The organism is Microbulbifer taiwanensis (assembly GCF_014904815.1).
Taxonomy (GTDB): domain Bacteria; phylum Pseudomonadota; class Gammaproteobacteria; order Pseudomonadales; family Cellvibrionaceae; genus Microbulbifer; species Microbulbifer taiwanensis.
Map to the genome: position 1 here is coordinate 1 of NZ_JACZFR010000062.1, position 5,854 is coordinate 5,854.

The 5,854-nt window shown below is 58.0% G+C and carries 4 protein-coding genes and 1 pseudogene; all 5 read left to right on the forward strand.

Annotated elements, in window-relative coordinates; translation table 11 throughout:
- Positions 1-116: 116 nt before the first annotated feature.
- Positions 117-776, forward strand: coding sequence for a DUF4124 domain-containing protein (locus IG627_RS18885; RefSeq protein WP_193194572.1), 660 nt, complete (start codon positions 117-119; stop codon positions 774-776).
- 330 nt (positions 777-1,106) lie between these two features.
- Positions 1,107-2,171 carry a nitrogen regulation protein NR(II) gene (glnL, locus tag IG627_RS18890; protein ID WP_193194566.1) on the forward strand — a complete coding sequence of 355 codons (1,065 nt, stop codon included), beginning with the start codon at positions 1,107-1,109 and terminating at the stop codon, positions 2,169-2,171.
- Between the two features lie 21 nt (positions 2,172-2,192).
- A complete protein-coding gene (gene glnG / locus IG627_RS18895; RefSeq protein WP_193194568.1) occupies positions 2,193-3,605 on the forward strand; it encodes a nitrogen regulation protein NR(I) in 1,413 nt (470 codons plus the stop codon).
- A 181-nt stretch (positions 3,606-3,786) separates the two neighbouring features.
- Positions 3,787-4,158, forward strand: a complete 372-nt coding sequence (locus IG627_RS18900) for a hypothetical protein (RefSeq protein ID WP_193194570.1) — start codon at positions 3,787-3,789, stop codon at positions 4,156-4,158.
- Positions 4,159-5,728: 1,570 nt separating this feature from the next.
- Positions 5,729-5,854, forward strand: a pseudogene (locus tag IG627_RS21360) (transposase); the annotation flags it as partial.

The following is a 5,854-nucleotide window of genomic DNA, read 5'->3' on the forward strand; positions in this document are numbered from 1 at the left end:
AAGCCCGCACCACTCTGGTGCGGGCTTTTTTATTGCGGGTACACTAGCTTTATTGATAGGTTCTCGCTGCGTACAACCCTCTGTAGGAGCGGCCGGTGGCCGCGATCAAACTCGCTATGGAAAGAAAACCCCTGCTGCTGGCACTGACCCTGGCCCCCCTGCTCGCCATCGCCGGCGGCGACGGCACCGACGAGCCCCAGGGCGGCAACGTCATCTACAAGAGCGTTGGCCCGGATGGGCGCGTCGTCTTCAGCGACACAGCGCCGTCGGGCGGCAAGGTGGAAAAGGTCGAGATAGGGCCCACCAATGTGCAGCCGGCGGTGCGCAAGCCGCTGCCGGTGCGCAAGCTGTCGCCGAAAGACCAGGCCCCGCCGCGCGAAGAAGATGAGGGTTATACGGGCCCGGTGGATATCGCCATCGTCAGCCCGCTGGACGGCGCGACCATTCCGCCGGGCCAGCGCTTTATCGCCCTGCAGGTGAATGTCGTCCCGCAATACCCGGAGGGCTCGCAGTTCTTCGCGGTGGTCGACGGCCAGCCCTGGCGCGGTGGCTCCGCCGGATCCAGCCTGGATATCTCCGCCCTGGAGCGCGGCAGCCACAGCGTGCAGGCGGTACTCGTCGATGCGCGCGGCGCTGTGCTGGCGCAATCCCAGGTCATCACCATCTTCGTCAAACGCCCCGGCGGCACACTGCCGGATATCGCCGCGCCCCAGTCCCAGCAGGCACCCAAGGCGCCGGTGGCCCCCGGCCTGCCGCGGGCCCAGCCGAACAACTGATGCGGGGCCGGCCCTGTCCGGCCCAGCTTCTCCCGCCTCCTCTCCTCGCTCGCGAACAACAGGCTGGTGTTTTTTTGATCAGCGCACCATAATGGTGCGCTCAGGGGTGCGCCTGCCCGCGACCGCCCCCGGCTGGAGCCTCGCGCGCTCCCGCAGGGCGCTGTGCCCGTTCACGGGTCGGGCAAAAGCCGGCTGCGGGCGCCGCCAGTTCACTGGTGCGCCATTTTGGTTTGCTTCTTGCACTGACTAAAAACAACGGCCTGTTGGCCGAAGTTTGCAGGCGCGGGCCGCGGTCCGCGCCATGCACTCGATTGAACCGGAAACTACTGCATGCTCAACGACCGCCAGTTGCGCCAGCTGCTGGACAACCTCAACTCTGCGGTGCTGGTGCTGGATGACAGCCTGCTGCTCTGCTACCTCAACTCCGCCGCTGAGGACCTGCTCGCCGCCTCCAGCGCGCGCGTCAGTGGCCAGCCGCTGGAGGAGGTGGTGCGCGAATCCGCCGCTGCACAGAAGGCAATGCGCAGCGCCCTGTCCACGGGCGAGAAGTACACGGTGCGCCGCGCCAGCTGGCGACTGCACAACCTGGAGACGCGCACTGTGGACTACTCGGTGAGCCCGGTGCCGGAACTGGGCTTGCTGCTGCTGGAAGTGCAGTCCATGGACCGCCTGCTGCGCATCGCCCGCGAGGACGCGCTGATCAGCGCCCAGGAGACCACGCGCAACCTGGTGCGCGGCATGGCCCACGAGGTGAAAAACCCTCTCGGCGGTATCCGCGGCGCGGCGCAGCTGCTGCAGCGGGAGCTGCCGGACGAGGAGTTGGCCGAGTACACCCAGATCATCATTGACGAGGCCGACCGGCTGCGGAACCTGGTCGACCGATTGCTGGGCCCCCGGGTACCGGTACAGCTGCAACCCACCAACGTGCACGAGATTCTAGAGCGGGTTGCACAACTGATCGATGCCGAGTGCAGCGGCGAACTGCGAATCCGCCGCGACTACGACCCCTCGATACCGGACATCCCGGGCGACAGCGAGCAACTGATCCAGGCACTGTTGAATATCGCCCGCAACGCCATGCAGGCCGTCGACGAGAGTATCGGCCTTGCCAGCGGAGAAATTATTCTGCGCACCCGCGTACAGCGTCAGTTCACCATTGGCCGGCGCCACTGCCCGCTGGTGTGCCGCATAGAGATAGAGGACAACGGCCCGGGTATTCCCGAAGACATCCGCGAGCGCATCTTCTACCCGATGATTTCCGGGCGCGCCGAGGGCTCGGGCCTGGGGCTGTCAATCTCGCAGAACATCATCAATCAGCACCGGGGCCTGATCAAATGCGACAGCCGCCCGGGCCAGAGCGTGTTCCAGATCTACCTGCCGCTCTCTAACGAATAACTGTTTACGGGAACCTAGAGCATGAGCAATCGCGTTTGGATTATTGACGACGACCGATCGATCCGCTGGGTACTGGAGCGCGCGCTGTCCCGCGAGGGCATAGAAACCAAGTGCTACGAGAGCGGCGACCGCGCCCTGGACGATTTCTACAGCGACTCCCCCGACGTAGTGATCAGCGATATCCGCATGCCCGGTTCCGACGGTTTCAAACTGCTGCAGCGCTTCCGGGCCGAGCGCCCCGCCCTGCCGATTATCATCATGACCGCCCACTCGGACCTGGACAGCGCCGTGGCCGCCTACCAGGGCGGCGCCTTCGAATACCTGCCCAAACCCTTCGATGTCGACGAGGCGGTGGCCGTCACCCGCCGCGCCCTGGCCCACGCCAGCGAGCAGCAACAGGAAAGCGGGATAGAGTTGGAAAATATTGCCGGCAGCAAGGAGATCATCGGCGAGGCGCCGGCGATGCAGGAGGTGTTCCGCGCGATCGGCCGCCTGTCCCACTCGAATATCACGGTATTGATCAACGGCGAATCCGGCACCGGCAAGGAGCTGGTGGCGCAGGCGCTGCACAACCACAGCCCGCGCAAGAGCAAACCCTTTATCGCCCTGAATATGGCCGCTATCCCCAAGGACCTGATGGAGTCGGAACTCTTCGGCCACGAGAAGGGCGCCTTCACCGGCGCCAGCTCCCAGCGCGCCGGCCGCTTCGAACAGGCCGACGGCGGCACCCTGTTCCTGGACGAGATAGGTGATATGCCGGCGGAAACTCAGACGCGCCTGCTGCGCGTACTCGCCGACGGCGAATTCTATCGCGTGGGAGGCCACACGCCGGTCAAGGTGGATGTGCGTATCATCGCCGCCACGCACCAGGACCTGGAGAGACTGGTGGAGCAACACAAGTTCCGCGAGGATCTCTTCCACCGCCTCAACGTTATTCGTATTCATATACCGCGCCTGGCCGATCGCCGCGAGGATATCCCGCGCCTGGTGCGCCACTTCTTCAACAGCGCTGCCAAGGACCTGGGCGTGGAGCCGAAAATCCTGCCCAAGGAAACCGAGAATTACCTGTCCGGCCTAGACTGGCCCGGCAATGTGCGCCAGCTGGAAAACACCTGCCGCTGGATCACGGTGATGGCCTCCGGCCGCGAAGTGCTGATCGAGGACCTGCCACAGGAACTGCACCAGCAGACCGCCAGCGCCGATGCGCCGCAGGACTGGCAGAAGGCCCTGCGCCTCTGGGCCGACCAGGCACTGGCCACCGGCCGCCGCGAAATCCTCAGTGAGGCGGTGCCCGCCTTCGAGCGCGCACTGATCGAGATCGCCCTCAAACACACTGCGGGCCGCAAGCGCGATGCGGCGGAACTGCTCGGCTGGGGTCGCAACACCCTGACCCGCAAGCTCAAGGAACTGGGCATGAACGGCGATACCGACTGAGCTTCCGAAAGTTACTTCCCTCTTTGCCGATATCCCGCAATGGGATATCGGATGCCTCCCCGACCCGCCTATACATCATCTCCGCAATTCGCTATAAACATTTCCAATTCCAACAATACTAAATGTGCATCGAAGTTCTCGAGGATTGAAGCCCATAAAAGCAAATCCCAGGGAGGGGACAGTGAAAGTGATCAAAACCATTCGCCCCGGTGAGCTTGGCGCAAGGCGTTTCGAGCAGCGCTTTGGCAAGCGGCTGTGTGCGGTGTGCTATCGCGAGTCCCCCTGCGGGAAAAAGATATTCACCACTGTGGAACTGATTATCGACGAACGCGAAAAGCCAGCTACTGGCACCTCGTTGGCAGCCGTAAACACCTACCGCAAAGCGGAACCGGTAGCCGTATGTGTCGGTTACGAAGAGCAGGCTATGCGGCGCCTGATTAAACAGTCCGGCGGCCGCTGGAGCAAAACCGGAAAAGCGTGGGTTATGGGTCATGCGTCGCGAGAGTGCGATAACGCTCGGCCTGGGGCATCGCATAGTGGAGGGTCTGGTTGAAGAATGTACAGATGTCGATGCCAGCCTGGAGCTACAGTATGGCCATATCTGTCCACCTATGGCTAGATATGGGTATAGATGGTCAGATATGCCCATACGCCCAGATATGACCATGCCAATGAATAAACTGTTATGCAAAAAAATGCACTGTTCAAACTGCCATAAAAAATTGAATTTGAATCAAGAAGGCATTGTTACGTGCCGATCATGCCTAGTTGATCACTGCATTAAAATAAGTGGCGTAACGACAAATGTGCCAGAGTTCAAGATCAATAAAATATTGATGTTAATGTTTATAGCTATCGGTCTATTGTGTACTTATTTTGTCCGAGAAACGACTGAAAGAGGGATTTTTGCTGCCCCTACTCTTAGCGCTATAGCGCTTTCTGAGTTGGTCGTGGCCGCAAGATCAGGATATGTGTCCACAAGAAGTAGTGTAGTTTTCAGATCAACTTCACCAAAAACATTTTTCACGTACTGTTGTATTTACTTGGTAGTTTTTGTATTTCTCGCCACTGCGGCAGTTAACGAGGCGTCAAGTGCATAACAATTCGCTGCAGGGGATAAATTACTTTATGCACCATTTTTGCGGGTCGCTGCGCTCCCATTTTCGCAAAAATAGTGCATAAAGTAATTTATCCCTGAGCTCAGCGTTAAGTGTCACCAGTTTCAAGAAAGAGTTATGAATGAAATAATTAGGATAATGAATGCGTTCCACGTGAAGAAGTATGTGTGGATTCCGTTTCCATTTCTGTGTCCAAGATCTGGGTATAGGTTCGGTGTAATTCGTTATCTAGCAGAAGTGCTTTTAAATGCCACCTTTTTCGCATCGATTATAACTTTTCTACTCTACTCAGAGTTTGGCCATAGCTCCATTTCTCACCTAGGTTTTACCTACATGTGGCTGTATGCTTTGTTTGGTGGGTACTATCTTTTCGTCAGTTACTGTTGGAACAAGGAGCACATTGGTGCGCACACTTAACCAGGCCAGGCTGTACGCTCCGGCGCTGCGCGCATAAACAGCGCAGGCCGCCCCAGCTGGCTACGTTAGATTTCTATGGCCAAATCTATATCAGCGGTTCTTCTAGTAATCTTGATGTTGTTTGCTGTGAAGCAGTGGATGCTTTCTATAGATAAGCAAGAACAACTTGCGAGATTCAATGCAGTTGTAACAGCAGAGCAGTGCCTCGAGGTTGGTGGGGAGTTTCGTCCTGTATGCATGTCAGGTAGTGAAATGTGCATCGTCAACTATTCAGATGCTGGAAAATCGTGTCTAAGTAGCTCACAGTGCCAGGGTGAATGTAGGGTTTCAGAGAGTAAGGCTGGCAACGTTTTTGCCGTGGGGCAGTGCTCTAAGTCCAATAATCCTTGTGGTTGCTGGGCAAATGTCGAGCTTGGTATGGTCAACCATGCTATTTGTTCCGACTAAATCTAACAAACGCAAGCAGTATGCTCCGGCCCTTCGGGCCTCCGCGGGACGCCCAACGCCCCTGTTGCGGGCGTTCAGGCTGTAGAAAAACTCTTAAAAATAAGCTTTTTTGGTAAAATTTGGCCATCAATGGGAGGGGATATGCCAAATTTCAAGAAATACAGTTATAGTCAGGGCGCAATGGTCGTCATTAACTTTGAGGACCAGCTTCAACCCGGCACTTTCGAGTTCACACTCCACCAATTGATCGATAATCATATCGTTCTT